The sequence below is a fragment of the Enterobacter sp. BNK-13 genome, from assembly GCF_048685015.1.
Lineage (GTDB): Bacteria > Pseudomonadota > Gammaproteobacteria > Enterobacterales > Enterobacteriaceae > Enterobacter > Enterobacter quasiroggenkampii.
Window position 1 is genome coordinate 1,663,473 of sequence record NZ_JBLQTP010000001.1, and the last position, 21,730, is coordinate 1,685,202.

The 21,730-nt window shown below is 52.1% G+C and carries 24 protein-coding genes; 18 read left to right on the top strand and 6 right to left on the bottom strand.

Annotation, left to right across the window (positions count from 1 at the left end; genetic code table 11):
- Nucleotides 1–6 precede the first annotated feature (6 nt).
- From ACMGGQ_RS08095 to ACMGGQ_RS08165, 15 genes are all read left to right on the top strand, one after another.
- Entirely contained in the window at nt 7–300 is a 294-nt protein-coding gene (locus ACMGGQ_RS08095) for a hypothetical protein (protein WP_248273623.1), read from the top strand.
- 62 nt (nt 301–362) lie between these two features.
- Nucleotides 363–764: a DUF7370 family protein gene (locus tag ACMGGQ_RS08100; protein ID WP_006820519.1), complete on the top strand. Its 402-nt coding sequence runs from the start codon at nt 363–365 to the stop codon at nt 762–764.
- Nucleotides 764–937 carry a hypothetical protein gene (locus tag ACMGGQ_RS08105; RefSeq protein ID WP_420289824.1) on the top strand — a complete coding sequence of 58 codons (174 nt, stop codon included), beginning with the start codon at nt 764–766 and terminating at the stop codon, nt 935–937. The genes ACMGGQ_RS08100 and ACMGGQ_RS08105 overlap by 1 nt, the downstream gene beginning before the upstream one ends.
- Nucleotides 937–1,287, top strand: coding sequence for a hypothetical protein (locus ACMGGQ_RS08110; RefSeq protein WP_420289825.1), 351 nt, complete (start codon nt 937–939; stop codon nt 1,285–1,287). The genes ACMGGQ_RS08105 and ACMGGQ_RS08110 overlap by 1 nt, the downstream gene beginning before the upstream one ends.
- 397 nt (nt 1,288–1,684) lie before the next feature.
- Nucleotides 1,685–2,053 (top strand): hypothetical protein, encoded by a 369-nt coding sequence (locus tag ACMGGQ_RS08115; RefSeq protein ID WP_014883994.1) that lies wholly within the window; start codon nt 1,685–1,687, stop codon nt 2,051–2,053.
- Nucleotides 2,050–2,433 carry a hypothetical protein gene (locus ACMGGQ_RS08120; protein ID WP_248221236.1) on the top strand — a complete coding sequence of 128 codons (384 nt, stop codon included), beginning with the start codon at nt 2,050–2,052 and terminating at the stop codon, nt 2,431–2,433. The genes ACMGGQ_RS08115 and ACMGGQ_RS08120 overlap by 4 nt, the downstream gene beginning before the upstream one ends.
- Nucleotides 2,434–2,491: 58 nt before the next feature.
- A complete protein-coding gene (locus ACMGGQ_RS08125) occupies nt 2,492–3,247 on the top strand; it encodes an Ig-like domain-containing protein (RefSeq protein ID WP_420289826.1) in 756 nt (251 codons plus the stop codon).
- 50 nt (nt 3,248–3,297) lie between these two features.
- Nucleotides 3,298–4,041: a DUF6246 family protein gene (locus ACMGGQ_RS08130; protein WP_420289827.1), complete on the top strand. Its 744-nt coding sequence runs from the start codon at nt 3,298–3,300 to the stop codon at nt 4,039–4,041.
- A 72-nt stretch (nt 4,042–4,113) separates the two neighbouring features.
- Nucleotides 4,114–4,488, top strand: coding sequence for a membrane lipoprotein lipid attachment site-containing protein (locus ACMGGQ_RS08135; protein ID WP_420289828.1), 375 nt, complete (start codon nt 4,114–4,116; stop codon nt 4,486–4,488).
- A gap of 57 nt (nt 4,489–4,545) precedes the next feature.
- Nucleotides 4,546–6,867: a tape measure protein gene (locus tag ACMGGQ_RS08140; RefSeq protein WP_248221239.1), complete on the top strand. Its 2,322-nt coding sequence runs from the start codon at nt 4,546–4,548 to the stop codon at nt 6,865–6,867.
- Nucleotides 6,867–7,370 (top strand): hypothetical protein, encoded by a 504-nt coding sequence (locus ACMGGQ_RS08145; RefSeq protein ID WP_420289829.1) that lies wholly within the window; start codon nt 6,867–6,869, stop codon nt 7,368–7,370. Before ACMGGQ_RS08140 ends, ACMGGQ_RS08145 begins: the two co-directional genes overlap by 1 nt.
- Nucleotides 7,370–7,840 (top strand): hypothetical protein, encoded by a 471-nt coding sequence (locus tag ACMGGQ_RS08150; protein ID WP_420289830.1) that lies wholly within the window; start codon nt 7,370–7,372, stop codon nt 7,838–7,840. The genes ACMGGQ_RS08145 and ACMGGQ_RS08150 overlap by 1 nt, the downstream gene beginning before the upstream one ends.
- A complete protein-coding gene (locus ACMGGQ_RS08155) occupies nt 7,803–8,219 on the top strand; it encodes an NlpC/P60 family protein (protein ID WP_248221241.1) in 417 nt (138 codons plus the stop codon). The genes ACMGGQ_RS08150 and ACMGGQ_RS08155 overlap by 38 nt, the downstream gene beginning before the upstream one ends.
- Nucleotides 8,206–10,683, top strand: a complete 2,478-nt coding sequence (locus tag ACMGGQ_RS08160; RefSeq protein ID WP_420289831.1) for a host specificity factor TipJ family phage tail protein — start codon at nt 8,206–8,208, stop codon at nt 10,681–10,683. Before ACMGGQ_RS08155 ends, ACMGGQ_RS08160 begins: the two co-directional genes overlap by 14 nt.
- A gap of 58 nt (nt 10,684–10,741) precedes the next feature.
- The gene (locus ACMGGQ_RS08165; protein WP_420289832.1) at nt 10,742–13,156 is read left to right on the top strand and encodes a GDSL-type esterase/lipase family protein; all 2,415 of its coding nucleotides are present in this window, start codon (nt 10,742–10,744) and stop codon (nt 13,154–13,156) included.
- Nucleotides 13,157–13,188: 32 nt separating this feature from the next.
- On the opposite strand, the gene ACMGGQ_RS08170 is transcribed toward ACMGGQ_RS08165, so the two are convergent.
- Nucleotides 13,189–14,253, bottom strand: a complete 1,065-nt coding sequence (locus tag ACMGGQ_RS08170) for an acyltransferase family protein (protein WP_248273611.1) — start codon at nt 14,251–14,253, stop codon at nt 13,189–13,191.
- Nucleotides 14,254–14,626: 373 nt separating this feature from the next.
- On the opposite strand from ACMGGQ_RS08170, the gene ACMGGQ_RS08175 reads away from it, so the two are divergent.
- The 3 genes from ACMGGQ_RS08175 (at nt 14,627) to ACMGGQ_RS08185 (ending at nt 16,814) form a co-directional block, all read left to right on the top strand.
- Complete coding sequence (locus ACMGGQ_RS08175) at nt 14,627–14,944, top strand: hypothetical protein (RefSeq protein WP_420289833.1); 318 nt, start codon at nt 14,627–14,629, stop codon at nt 14,942–14,944.
- 179 nt (nt 14,945–15,123) lie between these two features.
- Complete coding sequence (locus ACMGGQ_RS08180) at nt 15,124–15,543, top strand: translesion error-prone DNA polymerase V autoproteolytic subunit (protein WP_248221245.1); 420 nt, start codon at nt 15,124–15,126, stop codon at nt 15,541–15,543.
- Between the two features lie 2 nt (nt 15,544–15,545).
- Nucleotides 15,546–16,814 carry a Y-family DNA polymerase gene (locus tag ACMGGQ_RS08185; RefSeq protein ID WP_248221246.1) on the top strand — a complete coding sequence of 423 codons (1,269 nt, stop codon included), beginning with the start codon at nt 15,546–15,548 and terminating at the stop codon, nt 16,812–16,814.
- Between the two features lie 565 nt (nt 16,815–17,379).
- On the opposite strand, the gene ACMGGQ_RS08190 is transcribed toward ACMGGQ_RS08185, so the two are convergent.
- The 5 genes from ACMGGQ_RS08190 to abgT form a co-directional block, all read right to left on the bottom strand.
- Nucleotides 17,380–18,051 (bottom strand): SOS response-associated peptidase, encoded by a 672-nt coding sequence (locus ACMGGQ_RS08190; RefSeq protein ID WP_252073409.1) that lies wholly within the window; start codon nt 18,049–18,051, stop codon nt 17,380–17,382.
- 333 nt (nt 18,052–18,384) lie between these two features.
- Nucleotides 18,385–18,579, bottom strand: a complete 195-nt coding sequence (locus tag ACMGGQ_RS08195) for a hypothetical protein (protein ID WP_044596726.1) — start codon at nt 18,577–18,579, stop codon at nt 18,385–18,387.
- Between the two features lie 135 nt (nt 18,580–18,714).
- Nucleotides 18,715–19,467, bottom strand: a complete 753-nt coding sequence (fnr, locus tag ACMGGQ_RS08200) for a fumarate/nitrate reduction transcriptional regulator Fnr (RefSeq protein WP_006174991.1) — start codon at nt 19,465–19,467, stop codon at nt 18,715–18,717.
- Between the two features lie 183 nt (nt 19,468–19,650).
- Nucleotides 19,651–20,166 carry a methylated-DNA--[protein]-cysteine S-methyltransferase gene (gene ogt / locus ACMGGQ_RS08205; protein ID WP_048222832.1) on the bottom strand — a complete coding sequence of 172 codons (516 nt, stop codon included), beginning with the start codon at nt 20,164–20,166 and terminating at the stop codon, nt 19,651–19,653.
- A gap of 10 nt (nt 20,167–20,176) precedes the next feature.
- Entirely contained in the window at nt 20,177–21,703 is a 1,527-nt protein-coding gene (gene abgT, locus ACMGGQ_RS08210; protein WP_045910351.1) for a p-aminobenzoyl-glutamate transporter, read from the bottom strand.
- Nucleotides 21,704–21,730 lie beyond the last annotated feature (27 nt).

Sequence of the window (21,730 nt, forward strand, 5' to 3'; positions counted from 1 at the left end):
AACAGCATGGCTAAATACGAAGTTGTGCGCGCGTGGTTCGGCGTGAAGATTGGCGACGTGGTGGAGTTGAAAGAGCTGCACCCGGCGCTGAAGTCTAACGTCCGTCTCATGAATGGTGAGGCAGGCGGAGAACTCACCCCGTCGACGCCTGATGCCGGTACCAGTGAGAAATCTCGCAAAGAGATTATTCAGGGCCGCCTTACTGAGTTGGGTATTGAGTTCAAAGGCAATTTGGGCGCTGAAAAGCTCAGTGAGCTGTTGCCTGATGGCGAGCTCGAAAAGCTTTTCCCTGCTGAATAACAGCCGCCGCTAAGGCGGTTTTTTTATGCCCCGCTCCGGCGGGGTATTTCACGGAGTCGATAATGGTAACTCTCGAACAGGCGAAGGAGTATCTGGAGAGCCAGGGAATTACCATTCCCGATTTTGTTCTTCAGGCTCTCGTCGACCAGGCCAACAGCATTCAGGAGTGTCTCGATGCGCATTATCCTGCATCGACCGCGCTGCTGATTCAGCTTTATCTGCTGGCGCTTATGGGGCTCGGTCAGGGTGATAAATATATCTCAAGCCAGACAGCTCCGAGTGGTGCATCGCGCTCGTTCAGGTATCAGTCGTTCACCGATCGCTGGAAAGCCTCAGTGAACTTGCTGCGCGGGTTGGATAAGTACGGCTGCGCCACCTCGCTGATTCCTGCCGACCCTACTGCCGCCCCGGCATTCGCTGGCATCTGGATCGGCAAAGGCGGCTGTATGTGCGGAGATAAGTGATGACGTACAAATCAGTTAAGCACGGCCTTCCGCGCGCGTTCACCCGCGTCTGGGTAATGACCGACACTGGGCGGGAAACTACCGGCTACGTTAAGTCGAACGGCGAGTGGTTCATCAACTGCCCGCGAATCCGGGCGACTGGCGCGAAGGTGCTGCGCTGGAAGGAGGGCTGATGTCATCGGTAGCGAACTGGAGCTATACCTCGACGGCGACTATCTGGCGCAAGTTGGAAGGCAATGACGAATACGGCGATCCGCTGGGCTATGCCGAACCTGAGCAAATCCTCTGTGATTACGAGGGCGGGCTCAGTAAGAAGTTAGCCAGCCTGGGCGCCGAAATCGTCGTGAAGAATACCGTCTGGACGGAGTTTGCGCTGGCTGCTGCAGGTGATTACCTGCTGATTGGCGTTTCGACCGAAGCCGACCCGGTTGTGGCCGGTGCCGACGAGGTGCGGCAGGTTATCCGCTACGCCGACACGTTCGAGCGCCTGGCGGATGATTACGCCATCCTTACAGGAGTCTGATAAACCTGTGCAATAATGGCCTAAAACATTGAATGGAATGACAGGTGATGGGCTTTCAATTTTGGTTCACGGTGTGCGCAATTTTTCTGACATGCCCCATTATGTTTGTTCAGTCGATAATCTTTTTGCGACGAGGTGTCTACACCAAAACCTTTAAGGGGACGATGCGGAAGGAGTATATCCGCAAAGACACTAAACCTATTGAATTCTGGTTCAGCGTTATTGCTCAAATGATGATGAGTGCTGCAGTGCTTGGATTAGGCTTCTGGTTTTTAGATGACCTACCTGCTTTTCATAGTTGGTACACTGAAATCCGCGCAATGCTCCCTTTTTGATTCACCTTTTAAATGACACCAAACCTCGCTCAGGCGGGGTTTTTTATTGCCTGGAGAAAACCATGGGCATCAAAGTGCGTGGCGTTAAGCAGTCGAAAGCCGGGCTCAACCGCATCATCAACGATGTGAAAGGGCGAAAGGTTGTCAGGGCGCTACAGTCAGCAATGATAATCGGCAGCTCCCAGGCCGCGCTTTATACGCCAATCGACACCTCAACGCTGCTTAATAGTCAGTATCGGGAGTTGATTAACAACGGCGTTCGACTCACCGGGCGGGTTGGATACACCGCGAACTACGCTGTTTTCGTTCACGATCCGAACGTGCCGCAAACCTTCCGCCGCGCTACTGCGCAGAAAGAATTTCTGACCAAAGGCTTTGAAGACACCCGTAGCCAGATTGATGCCGTAATGCGCAAGGAGCTTTCAGTATGACACCAGCCATGTACGAGCGCGTGCGTAACTATTTTGTTGATGCCGGGCTTACCACTGGCTTCATCGTTCAGCTGCTGGCGTGGGACGACACAAAGAAGCAAACCGACGCATTCATCGTGTTCCGGCCTAACGGCGGTAGCGACATCCGAAATGACCTCGGATCTGACCACTACGTGCTGGTGGATGTCATCTCCGCCAAGGACAAGCGCCGCGCAGCAGCAGAGAAGGCGCAGGAGATCATTAATCATGTCGAACAGCACGACATTACGGATGAGTGTCTTGGCCTGATTCAAAATCTCGGCAACATGCCGGCACCCATCCTTACTGAAGAGGGCCGCCTGGTCTTCCGACTCCAGTTCATGTGCGTTTACGGCGAATAACCCCATCACCAACCCATCAGGCTGCCATCCGGCGGCCTTTTTTATTTGAGAGGTACACATGCAAGGCTGTGCTAATGATTTTGGCAAGCTGATCGGGAAAGTAGCTGTGCTACGCATGGCCTTTGGCTGCCCCGACGCAGTGCCAGCGCTTTCCGAGTGGAAGCGTCTCGGCGCTATGACGACCAAGGGCATCGACTATTCGATGAACACCATCAACTCCGAGGCAGATGATGCTAAAGGGCTGGTGGAGAACCTGGTCAACAACATGGATCTGACGATCTCCGGCGAAGGGGAGTTTCGCAAGTCTGACAAAGATAACGAGATCGGCGCGTGGCGTCTGTCGAAGTACATCTTTGACGAAGTACAGGCAGGCCGTCAGCCTAACCTGTGGGTGCGGTTCGACTTTGCTGGTGAGAACGCCGGTACTTACATCCAGGGTTACATGAACACAACTTCATGGTCTGGTGATTTCGGTACCAACGATATCTCCACCTTCTCTGGAGAGTGGAAGGTCTACGACGCCGACACCGTTGTGTTTGAAGTCGCTGATTCCATCGCGGCCACTGGAGTTGAAGTTACCCCTGCAACTTCATCTCTGGTCGTTGGCGCAACCCAGCAGCTGAGCGGTGCAGTTCAGCCAACCGATGCTACTAACAAGGCGATCACCTGGACGACTTCGGCGGCATCTATCGCCACTGTCAGCTCAACCGGCCTTGTAACAGCCGTCTCCGCTGGCACTGCGACTATTACTGCTACAACCGCAGACGGAGACTTCACCGACACCTGCGCTGTTACCGTCACTGCTGCGCCGTAATCATTACAAAGGGCGGCGTGCTGCCCTTGATACTGGTTATGGAGAACGATATGACCCCTTTGAAAGAAATTGGTGAGTGTCTGATCGGCGCTGGCGGACGTGAATACTATTTCCGCCCGTCTTTCCGAAACATGACGAGAATAGGCGAGCCAGAGCATATCGTCCGCACTTTCTACGCACTGTTCAATGACGATGTGGCAAAGATGCTTGAAGCGGCCCGGGAAATTCACAGTGCTATACCAGAGCATCAGCGCAGGTTTTATGCTTACTACTTTGGTGATGTTTCCCTGCCCAGGTGGGCTCTGGATGCGGCAGGTTCAGCTGCTTTTGTGCGCGAGGCATTGCTCACGGCTATTAACGTCATTCAGTCATGCTGTGACGAGGACGTTTCTGAACTGACAGGATGGCATGAACCTTCACGTACTGGTAGGCGAACATTCGTCTGGCGCCGCGGCGTGCTGCCGCCAGAAAACCTGATCCTCATAGCCCAGTCCCTGATCATGCATGGAGTTATCGGTCGGGCCAGGGTTCGAAAACTGCAGAAGCACGAAAGCAAGGAAACGACGCCGGAGTTTCATGCGACTGAATACATCATGGCGGCGAGAAACCATTTCGGGATCAGCAGGGAAGAGGCTGAAAACCTTACCATGACCGAATTCGCTATGATGCTTAACGCCAAATACCCTGACCAGAAGGGCTTCACCAGGGAAGAGTACGACGCTGTTATGGACGATGACGATCGCCGCTGGAAGGAAATGATTGAGCGCGAAAAATCAGCAAAGAAAGCGGCCTGAGTTAATAATGGATGTACCAGCCCCGCCTTGCCGGGCGTATGATGGCACGACAATAATACTCAGGGGATAAGAGTGAAGAAAATACTTTTGGCTTTGGTGATTCCACTGGTTCTGGCTGGCTGCAAGCCAGGCGAGGAAAAGGCAATATCTTTAGCGAAATCTGAAGTTGCTGCAAATCTTAAAGACCCGGCCAGCGCACAGTTTCGGAACGTAAAAGTATCAAAGATGACTGATGCCGAAGATGGTCGCGTCGTCGCTGTTGTCTGCGGAGAAATCAACGGCAAGAATGGTTTCGGTGCCTATGCAGGGTTTCATCCGTTCTTCGTTGAGCTGAAAATGAAATCGAAGGGGATGTTCTCAAAAGGTGTCGACTACACCCTTGGTGATCACTTCCTCAGCTCGAAAGATACGCCTCCACCGCCGGTCTACACCGAACGATGCCAATAAACGACACGAATAACTAACCCACCTCTCGGTGGGTTTTTTTATGCCTGGAGAAAAGTGATGTCTGAAAAAGCAGGCGAGATTTATTACGACATCGAGGCCGATGTTTCTGGCTTGCTGAAGGCGCAGGGGAAGGCCAATAAGTCACTCGACTCAATCGGCAACTCGGCGACGAATGCAGCCAAAAAGATGGATGAGCTGCAGACCAATATCAACCGCGTGGCCGGCGCTATTGCGGCGTCACTCGTTGTTGACTGGGGTAAGGCGTTTCTCGTTGCCGCTGACAATATGAGTCAGTTAAACGCGCGCATTGAGCGTCTGACCGGTAGCGCTGCGGCAGCGTCGCAGACAATGCAGAGCCTGATGCGTATCAGTTCGGCAACGGGTGGTTCGCTGCAGGATACAGAAAAGCTCTGGGAGACTCTCAGCACGGCGTTGCGCGATACCGGCGCGACTAACGGCCAGATAATCCAGCTCACCGAGACTCTTCAGAAAATTGGGCGTATCGGTGGCTCCTCTGCGGAGGAGATGGCTAACGCTCTTCGTCAGTTCGGCCAGTCAATTTCCTCCGGCACTGTCCGGGCAGAGGAGTTCAACTCCATCCTTGAGCAAATGCCGGAGCTTGTTCGTCAGATTGCTACTGGCATGGGGGTCGGCGTAGGTGAACTCCGTCAAATGATGCTTGATGGAAAACTGTCGGCAGAAGACGCGCTAAATGCTATCCAGAAGCAAACCGGAGCAGTTAATGCTGAGTTCGAGAAGCTTCCGCGCACTCTTTCCCAGGCCAATACCGCACTGACCAACTCATTCCTGTCGATGATTGACTCAGTTAACCAGGCAACGGGTGCAAGCACAGGGCTGGTTGCGGTTATAGACTCAATGACGGCTGCGCTCGACCGCCTGGTGGGTAAAGCGGCATCGGCAGATGCTCAGATCTCAGATCTGAACAGCACAGCGGAAATGTTCACGCGTCGCGCGCGCACCTGGTCATGGCTGGGGCTTGATGGCTGGGAAGCGCAAAACAAAGCGCTGGCCGGGCTGAGCAATAAGGCGGCCATGCTGGTTGGTGATCTTGCCGCTGTAACAAAAGCATCCCAGGCTGCGGCAAACACCAAGCCAATCGAGATAAAGGCAGTGGCCGGCACAGGAAAGCAGAAAAAGACGCAAGCCGAAAAGGACGCTGAAAAGTACGCTAAGGCTCAGGAGGCGGTTAACCAAAAGCTGGAGGAACTGCGGCAAAAGGCAGAGCTATCAGCAGGAAGCGTAGGGGAATTATCTCGTGCGCAGGCCGTGCTTAATGCGCAGCAGTCTCTCGGGAATACCGCCACGCAGGAGCAACTCATGCTTGCTGGTCAACTGGCAGGTAAGGCCTGGGACAATGCCAACGCATTACGTGAGCAAGCGAAGGCTGAAAGAGAACGTACTGAGGCGGCCAATAAGTTCAGCACCATTCAGGGCAAAACCAGTAAAACTGCCGGTCTGGACAGTCAGTACCAAAAAGATATTGCTGATATCCAGCAGTACGCCCAGCTTTACCCGCAGAAAATAGGCGAGGCGGAAGCGGCGCGCGCTGCTATCGAGCAGCAGTATCGTGATCAGCGCAACGCGGCGATGTGGGAAGAGTGGGCGCAGCAGAACGCGGCCACACAAGCTGCAGCTGCGGCTTTCGACTCTCTCGGTTCTGTAGCCAGTAACGCGCTGACAGGAATCATAACAGGCAGCATGTCTGCCAGCGACGCAATGCGCAGTATAGGCATGACGGTCCTGAACAGCGTGGTTAACTCATTCGTCCAGATGGGAATTGAGTGGGTTAAGTCAGCCATCATGGGCCAAGCGGCACAAACGGCGGCTATCGGCACGGTAACTGCAGTTCAGACTGCAGCGGTGGCTACGCAGACTGCTACCAGTACTGCGGCGGCGGCAACGACTGCTGCAGCATGGACCCCCGCGGCGATCCTTTCATCCATCGCTTCAATGGGTACGGCTGCAGCGATCGGTCTCGGCGCGGTGGCAGGCGTTATTGGCGCTAACCTTCTCGGTAAACGTAAGAACGGCGGGCCGGTGACTGCTGGCGGAATGTACCAGGTCGGCGAAGGCGGCATGCCAGAGATTTACCAGGCTAGCACCGGTAAGCAGTACATGATACCGGGAGACAACGGCAAGGTGATCAGCAACAAGGAAATGAATGCAGGCGGCGGTGGCGGGGTGATTTTGAATATCAACAATTACTCTTCAGCTTCGGTCGATGCACAGGCTACGCAGGGCAGTGACGGCACCTGGACTATCGATGCATTCATCGCGGACATGAATAATGGTGGACCAGCAAGCCAGGCTATTACCAGCAATTTGAACGTTAAGCGCACGCCAAGGGGGCAGGGCTGATGCCAATTATCGACTATCCCGACTGGCTGCCGCTGGCGCAGAAGGCCAGCAAAAACATGACGCTTGATACCGGGTTCCAGACCGATCAGCCAGCGGTCGGCCCGGCTATCTTCCAGAACCTTACTGATGACCTGAAAGTGACATGGTCACTGACGTGGATCTTCACTCTTGATCAGGAGCGCGCATTCCAGCAGTGGCTGCGCAGCCCTAACTATCTCAATCGCGGCCTTAACTGGTTCAGGATGAATATCAATCTTGGCGGTAGTGGCTTGCAAGTTCAGGAGCTTCACTTTACGAAAGATGGTTTCCCTGTCCAGACCAATATTTCTGGCGGGGTGGTGACATGGACAGGAACCGTTATGGCCAACCATCTGTACAACGCTGACGACGAATTCGACGACGTGATTGTTGAGTTGCCGCCGCCATGGCCTTCAGTGCTTGATATCGTTGTCACGGGTTATCCGGACAACAGGGACCCAGAATCACTGCCGAGGGTGCCGTAATGCCTAGCTTCAGGGAATATAAGCAGCAGCGCCCGACGCGAGGGCTGTACGACACCATCACGTTCTACCATCCATCCTTTGGCTATGTGCGCCTGGTCGATAAGCAGTTCTTCCCGAAGACGCTCGGCGGCCAGTCCTACACGCCAGCGCGCTTTGAAATCGAAGAGAGCCAGCAGAGCGGCACGCCGGTCATCGACGCGACCGTGAAGCTTGGGCGGCTGTCGTCGGACATCAAGGCGCTGATGAAACAGTGGAAGGGGGCCGCCAGACTGACGGCCATCACGGCCACGCGGCAAATATTCGACAGTGGCGACGTGTCGGTACCGATTAAGTCGTGGCAACTATACGTCAAAACGGTCGATATCGACGCCGAATCCGCATCGGTGACTCTCTCCATCACCAACCCTCTGAACAACAATATTGGTCGCCTTTATGATCCAGTCGAGTACACGGGACTTCAGTACCTCTGATTTTGTCAGGAAGGTTATCGGCGTGCCGTGGGCTAACCGGGCCTGCTCGTTCGAGAAAGTAGACTGTTGGGGATTGTGCGTATTGTATTACCGGCACGTTCTCGGCATTGAACTGCACCAGACGCCGGACTACGAAGCCGGTGAGGACTTCTTCACCTGCTATCAGGGTGATGTCGTGTTCTGGCACCAGGTCGACAAACCGGTCGAGGGCGGGATATTCGTCGGATACCGCGGTGCGCAACCGGCACACGTTGGCCTCGTGCTTAACAGACAGGCTCTGCACTCGCGCGGCGAGAACGGAAGCGTGCGCATGGACTCGTTGCTGGTCATTCAGCGGGCATTCACTAAAGTGGAGTTTTTCGAATATGGCGCTGGTTGAGATATCGAACTTTCCAGGAACGCCTAAGATGCGTTGCAGGGTGCCAAACGGCACCCTTTTTTATGACTGGCTGAAGGGCAATGACGCTACCTTTCACCGCGATCTGCTGATCGTCCGAAACGGTGTGAAGTTGGGCGACGACGACGAGCTGGCGTTTGAGCTGAGTGAGCTGGACAACATCCAGATTTTCGACCAGCCAAAAGGTATCGTCAGCGACATCCTGAGCCCGATCTTCAAAGTCGTCGGGACAGTATTCGCATTCCTTGCGCCGAAGCCCGCTATCGCAAACACTGGTGGCAACACCGTCGACTCCCCAAACAATAGCCTGACTGGTCAGACAAATACCGCGCGCGTCTACAAAGCCAAGCCGGATATTTACGGCCAGGTGCGTTCATTTCCGGATCTGATTCAGGAGTCTGTATTCGAATACGTCCGCCAGAACGATAAAGACGGTGGTCTAAAGTATGTAACGGAGTGGATGTGTATCGGGATCGGGAAGTACGATTACGAGTCCGTTCGATACTCTGAATCGAGCCTTGGCTCTCTTGCCGGTGCTGAATACCAGTTTTATCAGCCTGGTGAGGTCATCCCTCAGATCGTCGAGGGCTATGGTTTCGATGATGTTGACGGGCAGGAAGTACCAGGGCAGAACGAAGCGGGTGATTTCCCGATAGAGACGGCGACGGCAAATACCGTCGTCAGCGGGACATATTCCGGCGGGCAGATAGCGATGAAAATCATCAAGCAGGCCGAGTTCGATTACTTCATGGGACTGGTATTGCCGCATGCCGTCACGTTCACTATCAATGTGACGTACAGCACAGCATCCGGATCCGTAACGACTGATGCGACATTCTCCGGAACGCTGATCTCAGCTGTGGAAACGAATGACGGCGCGGTGGTTAATCCGGTGCGCTGGTACACGTTTACAATGAACCAACTCGACGGTCCCCAGGACATCCCGTCAACGGCGACAATCAACACCACGAAGTTCATTCTGAACGACAACGAAGCGCTGGTTGTGGGCCCATTCTTCTCACCGGTTGAGTCGTCTCAGCTATGGCTACACACACAGTCGAGCCTGGGCGGGAAGAAACAGACTAACTGGAAAGTCGTTATCTGGAAAATCGACGACGATTACAACCAGATCCCCGGCACTACGCAGACGTTTACCTATTACCAGGGAACGCCGCACGACCACACCAGCGAAGTGTTTTACCGCACCGATAAACTAACGCCAGCCGCAGGCTTCGGTAAGTATGCGATCAGCTTCCAGCGCACGGATAACTCCAGCGACGCGTCAGTTCTGAAAGTTGAAGAGATTCACGCAATCAACATCAGGACCAATGTCGTACACCCGACAGACACGCTGGTGAGGGTGAAGGTGAGGGCGACGGAGAACGCGCTTGGAAGCCGTGAGCGCAAATATAACGCTCTGGTGACGCGCTACACCATCACATACAACCTTGACACGCAGACGGTGGATTACACACTGCGACCGTCTCGCTCGTTCGCTGATGCGGTGGCGCACACATGGCTGATTATGGGTGAACAGCCGGTCAGCAGCATTGACCTCTATGGGCTGTACTCGATAGCCGAAAGCCTGCCGGATGAGCGCCTGGGTTACTTCGACTACACCTTTGACGACGAAAACGACTCACTGGGCGACCGCGTGCAGGCAATCTGTAATGCTGCGTCGGTGGTGGCGTACTGGGACGACGGCGTGCTGACGTTTACTCGTGACCAGAAGGTTGATTACCCAGCTGCCGTATTCAACCGGGCCAACATGAAGACGGACGAGTACAAAATGACGTACGAGGCAACTCTTCCTGGCGGTTACGACGGCGTCCAGGTGTCCTATGTTCACCCGACGACCAACAACAAGACTTACATCAACTACCGCGTGTTGAACGGCGCTATCGTCGAACAGGAAGCGGAGAACCCGAACAAGCTCGAGATTGTCGGCTTCCGTAACGAGTACCAGGCTAGGGAGCGCGCGCTGCGTGAAACGAAGCGTCTAATTTACTCGCGCGTGAAGATGAACGCCAAAGTGTTCGAGGATGGGATCATTCAGGTAGGCAGCGTCATCCAGATGCCGGACATCTACGACAGCAACCAGCAGCAGGGTTACATCACCGGCCGCGCCGGGAATAACTTTGATACCAGCGAGCCGATCAGGTTTACCGGCTCGATGTATGTGCTGGTGACCGACAACCTGGGCAACCCGACCCTGCGCTATCCGGCGACGGCCCGCAGCGACACGAAGTACGGATTCACCGCGGCAATACCCGACATTCAGCTAAATATCTGGAATGGAGACACTATCCAGCTCCCGTCGCGCTATCTCATTGCGACGGTGGAGGAACTGGACAGCCAACTATGGAAAGTCAGCAGCATCAAACCGAACACCGATAACACGGTATCTTTGACCGTCGCGGAATACAGCGACGCCATCTACCAATAAGAACCATCCCCGACCAACCGAACCCGGACGCCGTGCCGGGCTTTTTTATGGAATCAATATGGCTACGCAACCAACTAATTTGCCTGTTCCAAGTGAATCTCCTCGCGATTTGAAGTTTAACGCCGGGAAAATTGATGAGTTCGTCACATCAATGGGATGGACATATACCGATCGATTCGGTGTGCAGCATTACACCATAGAGGGCATGCGCTGGATTGCGCAGCAAGCGATCGCGGGATTCGGCTATATCACGATCGACAGCTTCGAAGACGGCAACACGCTTACTCTTCCTAACCAAGTTCTGCGCCTAGAGGCTACTGGTGAATATTACCGATGGGATGGCCTGCTTCCAAAGAATGTACCGGCATCATCCACTCCAGAATCAACGGGCGGTATTGGTCCTGGTGCCTGGCTGAGCGTTGGGTATGCTGCACTGAAGCAACAATTAGCCAGCGCTGCAGATGGTATGGGTGACAACTTAGTGGCAGTTAAGCAACCATTCACAGGCTCAAAAGCGACAACGGTTCACCAAAAAATGCGAGAAATCATTGCGATCAACGATGGCTCGTCTTCCGGTGCTGAGCCTGATGGTGTCACTGATTGCTCATCTGCATTGTTGGGGCTTGTAGCCACTGTCAACCCTGTTGTGCGTCTGCCCTTCATCCCTGGCACGGCAAATGTTTACTACTTTTCAACCTTTGATCCTGATGCATTGCAGGGCGTTACATTCGATGTGGACAGAGGTGTGAAGTTATCCGTACCAAACGACTGGTTGGCAGGAAAGGCATCAGCACAGAACATTAAATTTATACGGGCAACACAGTTTGTTTTCAGAAGCCTTAACACCGAATACACGGCGATGCCCGGGAACAATGAAGTTTACGCGGCAAAGGATGGGTTTCTGGAAAGCTACGCGTTCGATAACTCTGAGGTTCAGGTTATTGATGCAGCGGCGAACCTGCTCCCTTTAAAAATATCTTGGCCGTCTTCTGATACCTGGGTTGCCGATACGTTCTCAGCAGCTGATCAGAGCTCTGCCTCTATGACAGTTGCGACTGGAGACAACTCGTTTCATATCGGTTTCCTGGATGTTCTGCCTGGGCAGGAGATCAGCGCCTGCTTATTAGTTAATGGCACGCCTCAGCTGAGCGCTGTTGTGCGTTCTTCAGGCGGGTATTCAGGCGTTTTTGCATCCTCAACAACTTCTGGGATAGTCGTTAAGTACTTCGTTAAGAATACCGGAGCGTCACCTGTCGAGACGGTTATTCAGTTCCCCATGCTTAATGATCATGCATCGTATTTCCCAATTAACAGTGAATGGAAAATCAGGGTTAACAGTTTTAACAATTATGATATTTTGTTCAACGGCTATACTGTTATTACTATTAATACACCTGGTTATATTCTTGATGCTGGCTTTGGTGCATTCTTCAATTCAGGGCTAAGCAACCCTCTTGTTAATATTTTTAACCCTGTAAAAATAGTCAATGCTAAATACAGCAGAAACTCATTCCTTGCTGTTAAAGTGTTTGGCGATTCAATATCTGCGCCGCGGGTGGATTGCTGGCCAACATACCTCAAAAGGGAGTTAGAGTTTTCTGAGGGGCTTCGGGCCTGGAACATCATCAACAAGGCGGTTCCGGGAGATAATGTTGCCGGGCAACTTGCTGTAATGCAGTCCGTCGGGGTTGCTGATGCTGACGTAGTAGTTATTGCGATCGGTACGAATGACGGACAAGGCCAGACTGATTACACCGCATTCAAATCCAACCTTTCTGCGATGGTTAACATCTGCGTTACTGCAGGAAAACCTGTCATTTTGTGTAAGTTTGGGCTTTGGTATACGCAGACTCAGGCTGGAACAGGCAAAGGGCAGCCGTCAGCAAACTACGATAAGGCATTTCGTTACCGAAACATTGTTGCCCGAGTCGCTGCAGAGACAGGAGCAAAGTTGCTGGACTTCACGGAGGTTGAAGGGCCGATAGCAGCCTACTATGTCAACTCTGGGCTGTATGTAAGTATGGTTGGGAAGGGTGATAGTTTTGTTCATGACAATATTCATCCGACAACTATGGCTACCAAAGTGATTGCCCGGTCTGTAGCGAGGTCAATCATGGGGCTTCTTTCTATTTCAAGGAAAAGAAAAGCCTCAGGAATGCGCACTCCAATAGCAATGAATAACTGGTCGATAAATTCCGGGGATCGGCCTGTAAGGGTTGATGTATCAGACGGAGGGGTAGTATCTTTATCTGGAATAATTTTTAAATCGACAGGCGCAGTTACGGCAGGAACTCAGATTGCGCAACTTCCAAGGAATATTGCACCTCAATACGAGATGCAATTCTCTGTATATTCAGATACTGCTGGGGTGAGCCTTCAGGTATTGCCTACAGGAGCGGTGAAAATATATGGAGCGACAACATCAACAAACTTCGTTGGTGTGTCTGGTTTGACTTGGGTTATTAAGCAATGATATGAAAAAGGCCGCTGTAGCGGCCTTTTCTATTACGCAACCTTTTCATCAACAGGCAGTTGTATAGTTTTTGGTTTTAAAATTCCATTGATGAATTTAATTGAAGGTTTTTCAATTAAAACATAGCTCGTGTAACCAACGGCTATTCCGCATAATGCCCAAATCGCAAGACTTAATGCGTGAGGTAGTTGCTGTAAAAGCCCTGAGTGCTCGAACCATGCTAGCATAGTCTGGAACGTAAGTTGATGCCATAGATATAAGGAGAAGGAAATATTACCAAGGAAAAGAAGTGGTTTACCAAAGTTAAATCTTTTTTCCCTCTCAGAAACTACTGCACCATAAATCATCATGGCTGAAGGCAAGGTAAGGGTAAGCGTTCTGTTCCATGGATCCCAGTTTGCAAGATTTATGTTTACACAGCACATAACAGCAAAAAGAATTCCACCGGCGATAAGAATTTCTTTACCAAATCTTGTTTCAAATTTTGTGCAGATAAAAGCCACGACGCAACCAGAGCAGAACTGCAAAATTTGTGGGCTAAGCGGGACATATCCAGCCAAATTTTTGTTATAAGTATTTGAAACTGCTATCAATACAATCTCAACAAAGATCCAGATAAACAAACAATGCCAAAACTTTTTCCCTGACAATACCAATATGGCGAGAACTACATAGAAAAACATCTCATATACCAGCGTCCACGCCACCATCACTTTATAATTATATGTATATGTGAGCGTAAGCAGAGAGAGTTCTGATGCTTTTGGTAGCCAGTCAGGCGCTAGCCATACATACGGAAGGAGCAAAGATGCAAATGCAAATACTATCCAGTAAGCTGGGTAGATTCTAAATATCCTCTTAAGCATAAAAGTTAAAGATGAGCTTTTAGTGTTAGCTGAACCAGCGGATTTTGCAGCAGCAAGCGTGACAACGAAACCTGATATCACAAAGAATATGTCTACGCCACCTGGACCAAAAACATAAACACCTTTCTCAAGCCAATCAGGAGCCATGCCTGGTTTAGTGCTCAAAAGATGAACTATAAAAACAATAAGAGATGCTATGCCTCGCATTGCTTGGATATTATTAAAGAACATTAATGATCCTTCCGTGAAATTTTGCTAACAATCATATTAATTGTTTTTTTTGTATCAGGCATATATTCATACTCAGCCTGAAGCCAGATACCTAGATATACAATATCTAAAATAACTCCTGTCATAGAAAATCCAGGCTGCCTAAATGCCGACACAAAAACCACGACGGCTCCTATCCTCAATAACGTAAGTACAAAAAGTTTATTAAACATTCGTCTAAACCAAGCATAACGTAAAAAAATATAAGATTATTCTCATCTTAGCATGAACGCGACAGCCTGCATAAGCTTAATGCTACTTTTGCCATCAAAACTTGATGCATTTCAATAATTGACATACTGTATATGTATACAGTATTTTTCTGAGGTGCAAAATGGTGTCCTCCTCGCCAGCAGTAAACACTCCGGCCGCATTTGCAGTTGTAGCAGAACAATTTCTTCCTGCTTCTGCATGCATTGTTGAAACGCAGGAGGGCTATGATGTCATTGATAGCTCATCGGCATGCAAGCGCGGTGACACATTGCTCATCTGGTTTTGCGGACGCCAGCAACATGCGTACTGGGCCGGTGAGGCGCTCATTACTGATGATGGTGAGGCAATCGAAGGTGAGGCGCTAGATGATGTTCGCCTGGTAGGTGTAGTTACGCATACCATTCGCCCAGTCTGTTCAGACGAAAACCCCTTCATGTAGTATTCAAAGTGAGCAATCGACACTCTTCCTTCTGAAATTTACAAATACCAAAAAACCAATAGCGTTACAGGCTTAGAAACGAAGCGGCCAGGAAGTAGCCAAACATAAACAAGCGGCGATCTTGATCAGTACCTCAGTTAAAACTACTGTATATAAAAACAGTGTTCGAGGTATGCATCATGGAGTTCTTCAGACCGGCAGAGTTACGCGAAATTATTGCTATCCCGCTCTTCAGCGATTTGGTGCAATGCGGGTTCCCCAGCCCGGCTGCTGATTACGTTGAACAGCGTATCGATCTCAATGAGTTACTTGTATCTCACCCAAGTTCGACATATTTCGTCAAGGCTGCCGGCGACTCGATGATAGAGGCAGGGATCAGCGACGGCGATCTGCTGGTGGTAGATAGTTCGCGTACAGCTGAGCATGGGGATATCGTAATCGCGGCGGTGGAAGGGGAGTTCACTGTTAAGCGCCTGCAACTGCGCCCGACAGTCCAGCTCATTCCGATGAACAGCGCCTACAGTCCGATCGTTGTTGGCAGCGAGGACACGCTCGATGTGTTCGGCGTCGTGACTTTCATCGTTAAATCTGCGAGCTGAATATGTTTGCTCTCTGTGATGTTAATTCGTTCTACGCATCATGCGAGACTGTATTCAGGCCGGACCTGAGAGGGCGACCAGTTGTCGTTCTCTCAAATAACGATGGCTGCGTGATCGCGCGCAGCGCCGAGGCCAAGGCCGCTGGAATCACCATGGGGGAGCCATTCTTCAAGCAAAAGGAAATTTTCCGGCGCGCTGGCGTTGTTTGTTTCAGCAGCAACTATGAGCTTTACGCTGATATGTCGAACCGGGTAATGACGACGCTCGAAGAAATGAGCCCAAGGGTAGAAATTTACAGTATCGATGAAGCTTTTTGCGACCTGACGGGCGTTAGGAACTGCCGGGACCTTACCGAATTCGGCAAGGAAATCCGCGCTACAGTTCTGAAGCGTACGCACCTGACTGTCGGGGTTGGCATTGCGCAGACAAAAACACTCGCTAAGCTGGCCAACCACGCTGCAAAGAAATGGCAGCGCCAGACTGACGGGGTAGTTGACCTGTCCAATATCGACCGTCAGCGCCGATTGCTCGCTATCGTGCCGGTAGAGGACGTATGGGGCGTCGGCAGGCGTATCAGCAAGAAGCTGAATGCCATGGGCATCAAAACGGCTCTGGATCTCTCTGAGCAGAGTACATGGATTATTCGCAAACACTTCAATGTCGTCCTGGAGCGAACTGTCCGGGAGCTGCGCGGCGAACCATGTCTGGATCTGGAGGAGTTTGCACCAGCTAAACAGGAAATCGTCTGCAGCCGGTCATTCGGCGAACGCGTTACTGAGTATGAACAGATGCGCCAGGCTATCTGCAGCTATGCTGCTCGTGGTGCTGAAAAACTTCGGGGTGAACATCAGTACTGCCGCTTTATCTCTGCGTTCGTGAAAACCTCTCCCTTTGCGCTTAATGAGCCGTATTACGGTAACAGCGCGTCAGTGAAGCTTCTTACCCCCACTCAGGATTCCCGCGACATCATCAACGCCGCGGTAAAGTGCCTGGACAAAATCTGGAAAGACGGACACCGGTACCAGAAAGCTGGCATTATGCTGGGAGATTTTTTCAGCCAAGGGGTGGCCCAGCTCAACCTGTTCGATGAGAACGCACCGCGGGCAGGTAGCGAAAGGTTGATGGAAGTGCTTGATCACCTAAATGCTAAAGATGGAAAAGGCACGCTCTACTTTGCCGGGCAGGGCATACAGCAGCAGTGGCAGATGAAGCGAGAAATGCTTTCACCACGGTATACGACGAGATATTCAGATCTGCTTAGAGTCCGATAAATTTTTCTGATGTCTTGGTCCGCTTTGTGTCAGAAGCAGACATTACTAGCTCGAAACAAACGTAATAATAAGTGCTCACGCCTGTATTCCATTACTCCTTGCTAGGTTAATCCTGTCAACGCGTTCCCTCAATGCTTTGACTTGCTCCGGAGAGAGTTCAGATTCATCAATGTTGGCCAGAAGAGCATTGAGGGAGCGCTCAATACAATTTTTTGTTAACCGTAAACAGATAACCTTAACCCAACGTGGCGAGAACTTGCTGCGCCCGATTGCTCTTGTGATTCGTAATTTCATGGCTTGCCTCTAAACCACCAGTGTGGAGATTTTCTAACTCGCTTATAACACGCATTGGATAGGCCTTCTGTTATTAATTCACCTGCAAGTTGACAATAGGTGTTGCGTCTCGGAGCAACCAGCTTTCAACAAACATTAAAATTGGTTTTCTAACAAAAGTTATGCCCTGGACTACAAACAACCGGAACTAGACGTAAACATTGTCGAATAATCATCTCTATTTTGTCCGCTTCTCGCTCATTACGGACGTGACAGGTCTCTTTTGACCTTACTATCTTGATGCCTCGATTAGCTCCGGCCCTTGGTTCTTCACATTTCCCACGGCGCGCGTAACGGCGTGCCAGATAAACTTGTCGGCAGGCACGGTGCCGTCGGCCACTATCTCTTCAGCTTCTTTCCCGCCGATATCCTGACGCATCCACTCCCTGGCTGCTTCCGGTGACAGAACCAGTGGCCTACGGTCGTGAATGTCGACCAGACCTTTGTCAGCTGCAGACGTCACTATCAGGAAACCTTCTGCTTCATCGCCACGCTCGAACGGCGTGCTGCCGATCGCCGCCATAAATATCGGCTGGCCGTCGGCGCGATGGATGAAGTAGGGCTGTTTCTTGTCGCCTTCTTTTTTCCATTCGAACCATCCATCGGCGAAGCATATCGCACGGCCATGCTGCCAGAGAGGTTTGAACATTCTGCTTGTGGCCGCCGTCTCGACGCGCGCGTTAATTAGCGGCTGTTTATCCCACCATCCGGGCGCGTAGGACCATAGAACCGGATCAAGATGCAGCTGCTCGTCGCGTTCGCTCAGCAGCAGAACTTTGGTACCTGGTGCGACGTTGTACCGGCCAATGGGTTCCGGGTCGTATGCTATATCGCGATCGGCTTCATCGGCCAGGTAAGCAAGATATTCTTCACGGGTTTGGGCTTGTGCAAAACGTCCACACATAGAAACCTCCAGTCAGTCAGACTGAAAGTATAGGGCAGGGAGAAAAAAGAGGTGCGCACCGGAAGTCTATGATTTTGAAACAGGGGCATGATGATGTAAATCGGAGAGGCGGTAAAGCAGGGCTTCGCGAAACTGGAAGTAGCTACGCAAAAGATGAGGGCTTTGGGGGCGGATTTGGGGGCGGTTTACTCTTGTGGGCTAATTTGGGGGCGACAAATTAACCGATATACTCCGACATTATCCTTATGCTGTTGGGGGTATCTTATTGATATTCATCTAAGTTATTGAGCGTGTGGAAAATATGATTTGCACTCAATAATTCATGAAAATTTATCAGAGGAAAAGCACCGTGGTCGTTACCGCAACAAACGCAATAAACAGCAGCACCATCACCGCTATCGCAAAGGTCGTGGAATCCTGAACGTAGGTTTTTTCCTCCCCCTTCATTGGGCCGACAAGCATGATCCAGATGAAGATAAAGGTCACGGAGGCAATCACGACTGAAACGAAAAACAAACTTTCTCTCAATTCATAACCTCAACGAGAACCTTTTGGGTGCTGTGTGGGGACGTGCTACGGTGAAAAGGTCAGATAAAGGACGGGGTGACAGGCCAGACCGCTAAATCAGGAAAATTTATCGGTCTGGCTGTATACGTAAGGCGTTTACGCCACGTTGCGGGCGTGCCCGGCAAGAACGGCCAGCGCTTCACCGTTTTCGATAGTGATATATTTACCCTTAACGGCCAGCATCCCGCTTTTCTGGAAACGACCCAGCAGACGGCTGATGGTTTCCACGGTCAGACCCAGGTAGTTACCGATATCGCCACGCGTCATGGTCAGCCGGAATTCACGCGGCGAGAAGCCACGCTCGGCGAAGCGGCGGGAGAGGTTGTAGATAAACGCGGCCAGACGCTCCTCTGCGTTCTTTTTAGAAAGCAGCAGAATCATGTCCTGATCGCCTTTGATCTCACCGCTCATCAGACGCATCATCTGCTGACGCAGGTTAGGCATCTTGCCGGACAGATCGTCCAGGGTTTCAAACGGAATTTCGCAAACCATCGAGGTTTCGAGTGCCTGAGCAAAGCTCGGGTGATGGCCCGTACCGATGGCATCAAAGCCTACCAGGTCACCCGCCAGATGGAAGCCGGTGATCTGCTCATCACCCTGCTCGGTGATGGTGTAGCTCTTGATGGTGCCAGAACGGATAGCATAGAGCGATTTCAGTTCGTCTCCCGCTTTAAACAGCGTCTGCCCTTTCTGAATAGGCTTTTTACGCTCGATGATATTATCAAGCTGATCGAGTTCATGCTCATTCAGGGTAAACGGGATACAGAGCTGGCTGATGCTGCAATCCTGGCAATGGATAGCACAACCGCCAGACTGAATGCGTCGTATAATTCGCTTTTCCGGGATCATAGGTTTGCTCAAGCCTTAATTGATATTGGTCAATTTTAACATCTTTTTGGTAAGTACGTAAGCCTGACAAACCCTCAATAAGGACAAGAGACGACAATGCGTCGCCATCTTCTTGAAATTCCACAGCTTGATTATGGATTTTTAGCCTAACCGGTAGAAAATTAAGCACAAAAAGCCTGGGAACTAGAGCAAAAGATACCCTTCGTGACGCAGTAACCACTCTTTTCGCTGCACGCCACCGGCATAGCCGGTCAGGGTACCGTTGCGGCCAATAACGCGATGGCAAGGCACCACGATGCTGACCGGATTAGAGCCGTTCGCGGCGCCTACGGCGCGTGCGGCCCCTGCGCGACCTAACTGCTCCGCGAGCTGGCCGTAATGCATCACCTGTCCGCAGGGAATGGCCCGCAGCGCCTGCCACACTTCGCGCTGAAAAGGGGTGCCTGCCGTGGCGGTGGGCAGCGTGTCGATGATGCTGAGATCGCCTTCGAAGTACGCCGCTAGCTTGTCGCTCAGTCCACCCGGATTGGTGGCGCGGATACGTTCATACCCCTGTGAGCGGTAGTGAATCGCAAGCAGTTCTTCCATGCGGTCGCTGTGCTCTTCCCACTCAACGGCGCGCAGACAAAACTGCTCGTCCGCGATCACCCACAGCGGGCCAAGCGGCGTCGCAATCTTGTCTTCGAGTAATCTCAGCATCCTCATTCCTTTAGTTCAGCCTCGGGTAAATCCCCGGTCCAATCGGCAGGCCGACAAGATACCATGCCACCAGCATCACCAGCCATACCCCTAAAAAGATAAGCGGGTAGGGTAAAACCAGCGAATAGTAGGTACCCAGTTTGGCCTCGGGTTTATAGCGCTGGAGGAAGCCTAAAAACAGCGGAACAAACGGCGAAACCGGCGCCAGCGGAATGACCGAAGAGTCCGCGATGCGGAACAGGATCTGCGCGAAAGCCGGGTGGAACCCCAGCATCATAAACATCGGCACGAAGATCGGGGCCAGAATCGACCAGATGGCGGAACCGCTGGCGATAAACATGCACAGCAGGGAGGAGAGCAGCGCCAGGCCGACAAACGCCGGTACGCCGCTTAACCCGGCCGCCTCCAGCGCGTCGGTCAGGCCCACGGCCATAAACTTGCCCATGTTGCTCCAGTTAAACATCGCCACAAACTGGGCCAGCGGGAATACCATCACGATAAAGCCCGCCATCTCCTTCATCGGCTCGATCATCAGCTGCGGCAGATCGCCCTGGCGACGGATTTTACCGGTGGCGATACCATAGGCGAGCGAAACAACAAAGAAGAAAAGGATAATCAGCGGCACGATGCCCTGAATAAACGGCGAGGGCAGGACGGTATGTTTAACCGGATCGCGCAATATGCCGTTTTCCGGTACCACCATCAGCGCCACCGCGGCAATAAACGCCAGCGAGACAATCCCCGCCACGCGCAGGCCGAAGCGCTGCTCTTTGCTCAGGGTTTCCAGCTTTTCATCACTGCGGCCTTCCCATTTACCCAGCCGCGGCTCGACGATCTTATCGGTAATCAGCCCGCCGACAATCGTCAGGACAATCACCGAGCTTGCCATAAAGTACCAGTTGTCGATCACGCTGACGTGCATGGCCGCATCAATGGTTTTCGCCGCCTCCGTACTGATGCCCGAGAGCAACACGTCGGTGGTCACGATCAGCAGATTGGCGGTAAAGCCGCAGCCCACGCCTGCAATCGCGGACAGCAGCCCCGCCACGGGATGGCGCCCGACGGCGAGGAAGATCAGCGCCCCCATCGGCGGCATGATCACCAGCGCGGCGTCGGAGGAGATATGGCTGAAGAAGGCGATAAACAGCACCATGTAGCTCGCGTAGCGCGCGCTGACGTGAGAAGCCATCTTCACCATCAATGCAGGCAACAGGCCGACGCGTTCAGCCAGCCCGGCGCCCAGCACCAGCGCCAGAATGGCGCCGAGCGGGGCAAATCCGCTGAAGTTTTTAATCACGTTGGGTAAAAACCAGTGTAGCCCTTCAATGCTCAGCAGGTTTTTCACCGCCACCAGGCTCCCGTCGGCTGGGCTGCGCACGCTGACGTCAAAGGCGGAGAGCACGGCGGTGGCGACCATCAAAATCACAATCAAATAGATAAAAAGCAGGAAAGGGTGCGGCACTTTATTGCCGATCCTTTCAACCCAGCCATAGAGCTTACCGGATGGGGAATGCGAAGGTATGGATGACATACTCATGGGCGTTCCTCGGGACTGTTGTGTTGT

What these genes read in the sequence shown, in the direction of transcription:
- ACMGGQ_RS08155 (WP_248221241.1), top strand. Translation starts at nt 7,803, where the DNA reads ATGATCCAGTCGAGTACACGGGACTTCAGTACCTCTGATTTTGTCAGG.
- ACMGGQ_RS08110 (WP_420289825.1), top strand. Translation starts at nt 937, where the DNA reads ATGTCATCGGTAGCGAACTGGAGCTATACCTCGACGGCGACTATCTGG.
- ACMGGQ_RS08100 (WP_006820519.1), top strand. Translation starts at nt 363, where the DNA reads ATGGTAACTCTCGAACAGGCGAAGGAGTATCTGGAGAGCCAGGGAATT.
- ogt (WP_048222832.1), bottom strand. Translation starts at nt 20,166, where the DNA reads ATGCTGAGATTACTCGAAGACAAGATTGCGACGCCGCTTGGCCCGCTG.
- ACMGGQ_RS08150 (WP_420289830.1), top strand. Translation starts at nt 7,370, where the DNA reads ATGCCTAGCTTCAGGGAATATAAGCAGCAGCGCCCGACGCGAGGGCTG.
- ACMGGQ_RS08160 (WP_420289831.1), top strand. Translation starts at nt 8,206, where the DNA reads ATGGCGCTGGTTGAGATATCGAACTTTCCAGGAACGCCTAAGATGCGT.
- ACMGGQ_RS08095 (WP_248273623.1), top strand. Translation starts at nt 7, where the DNA reads ATGGCTAAATACGAAGTTGTGCGCGCGTGGTTCGGCGTGAAGATTGGC.
- ACMGGQ_RS08170 (WP_248273611.1), bottom strand. Translation starts at nt 14,253, where the DNA reads ATGTTCTTTAATAATATCCAAGCAATGCGAGGCATAGCATCTCTTATT.
- ACMGGQ_RS08140 (WP_248221239.1), top strand. Translation starts at nt 4,546, where the DNA reads ATGTCTGAAAAAGCAGGCGAGATTTATTACGACATCGAGGCCGATGTT.
- ACMGGQ_RS08175 (WP_420289833.1), top strand. Translation starts at nt 14,627, where the DNA reads ATGGTGTCCTCCTCGCCAGCAGTAAACACTCCGGCCGCATTTGCAGTT.
- ACMGGQ_RS08145 (WP_420289829.1), top strand. Translation starts at nt 6,867, where the DNA reads ATGCCAATTATCGACTATCCCGACTGGCTGCCGCTGGCGCAGAAGGCC.
- ACMGGQ_RS08190 (WP_252073409.1), bottom strand. Translation starts at nt 18,051, where the DNA reads ATGTGTGGACGTTTTGCACAAGCCCAAACCCGTGAAGAATATCTTGCT.
- ACMGGQ_RS08105 (WP_420289824.1), top strand. Translation starts at nt 764, where the DNA reads ATGACGTACAAATCAGTTAAGCACGGCCTTCCGCGCGCGTTCACCCGC.
- ACMGGQ_RS08165 (WP_420289832.1), top strand. Translation starts at nt 10,742, where the DNA reads ATGGCTACGCAACCAACTAATTTGCCTGTTCCAAGTGAATCTCCTCGC.
- fnr (WP_006174991.1), bottom strand. Translation starts at nt 19,467, where the DNA reads ATGATCCCGGAAAAGCGAATTATACGACGCATTCAGTCTGGCGGTTGT.
- abgT (WP_045910351.1), bottom strand. Translation starts at nt 21,703, where the DNA reads ATGAGTATGTCATCCATACCTTCGCATTCCCCATCCGGTAAGCTCTAT.
- ACMGGQ_RS08130 (WP_420289827.1), top strand. Translation starts at nt 3,298, where the DNA reads ATGACCCCTTTGAAAGAAATTGGTGAGTGTCTGATCGGCGCTGGCGGA.
- ACMGGQ_RS08120 (WP_248221236.1), top strand. Translation starts at nt 2,050, where the DNA reads ATGACACCAGCCATGTACGAGCGCGTGCGTAACTATTTTGTTGATGCC.
- ACMGGQ_RS08185 (WP_248221246.1), top strand. Translation starts at nt 15,546, where the DNA reads ATGTTTGCTCTCTGTGATGTTAATTCGTTCTACGCATCATGCGAGACT.
- ACMGGQ_RS08125 (WP_420289826.1), top strand. Translation starts at nt 2,492, where the DNA reads ATGCAAGGCTGTGCTAATGATTTTGGCAAGCTGATCGGGAAAGTAGCT.
- ACMGGQ_RS08180 (WP_248221245.1), top strand. Translation starts at nt 15,124, where the DNA reads ATGGAGTTCTTCAGACCGGCAGAGTTACGCGAAATTATTGCTATCCCG.
- ACMGGQ_RS08115 (WP_014883994.1), top strand. Translation starts at nt 1,685, where the DNA reads ATGGGCATCAAAGTGCGTGGCGTTAAGCAGTCGAAAGCCGGGCTCAAC.